The organism is Bacillus cereus group sp. Bc010 (assembly GCF_027716745.1).
Lineage (GTDB): Bacteria > Bacillota > Bacilli > Bacillales > Bacillaceae_G > Bacillus_A > Bacillus_A pacificus.
Map to the genome: position 1 here is coordinate 1 of NZ_JAQFUY010000104.1, position 929 is coordinate 929.

Sequence of the window (929 nt, forward strand, 5' to 3'; positions counted from 1 at the left end):
CAATCAGTGCTCTACCTCCAAGACTCTTACACTTAAGGCTAGCCCTAAAGCTATTTCGGGGAGAACCAGCTATCTCCAGGTTCGATTGGAATTTCTCCGCTACCCACACCTCATCCCCGCACTTTTCAACGTGCGTGGGTTCGGGCCTCCATTCAGTGTTACCTGAACTTCACCCTGGACATGGGTAGATCACCTGGTTTCGGGTCTACGACCACGTACTAAACGCCCTATTCAGACTCGCTTTCGCTGCGGCTCCGCCTCTTCAGCTTAACCTCGCACGGGATCGTAACTCGCCGGTTCATTCTACAAAAGGCACGCCATCACCCGTTAACGGGCTCTGACTATTTGTAGGCACACGGTTTCAGGATCTCTTTCACTCCCCTTCCGGGGTGCTTTTCACCTTTCCCTCACGGTACTGGTTCACTATCGATCACTAGGGAGTATTTAGCCTTGGGAGATGGTCCTCCCAGATTCCGACGGAATTTCACGTGTTCCGCCGTACTCAGGATACATTCAAGAGAGAACGAAGTTTCGACTACGGGGTTGTTACCCTCTACGACGGACCTTTCCAGGTCGCTTCGTCTACCTCGTTCCTTTGTAACTCCGTATAGAATGTCCTACAACCCCAAGAGGCAAGCCTCTTGGTTTGGGCTATGTTCCGTTTCGCTCGCCGCTACTCAGGAAATCGCATTTGCTTTCTCTTCCTCCAGGTACTTAGATGTTTCAGTTCCCTGGGTCTGTCTTCCTTACCCTATGTATTCAGATAAGGATACCATACCATTACGTATGGTGGGTTTCCCCATTCGGAAATCTTCGGATCAAAGCTTACTTACAGCTCCCCGAAGCATATCGGCGTTAGTCCCGTCCTTCATCGACTCCTAGTGTCAAGGCATCCACCGTGCGCCCTTTCTAACTTAACCAAACTAAAA

Annotated in this window: 1 rRNA gene; it reads right to left on the bottom strand. The window is 50.6% G+C overall.

Going from position 1 to position 929, the window contains the following annotated elements:
- A 23S ribosomal RNA gene (locus tag PDQ68_RS28575) occupies nt 1–920 on the bottom strand; the annotation flags it as partial.
- Nucleotides 921–929 lie beyond the last annotated feature (9 nt).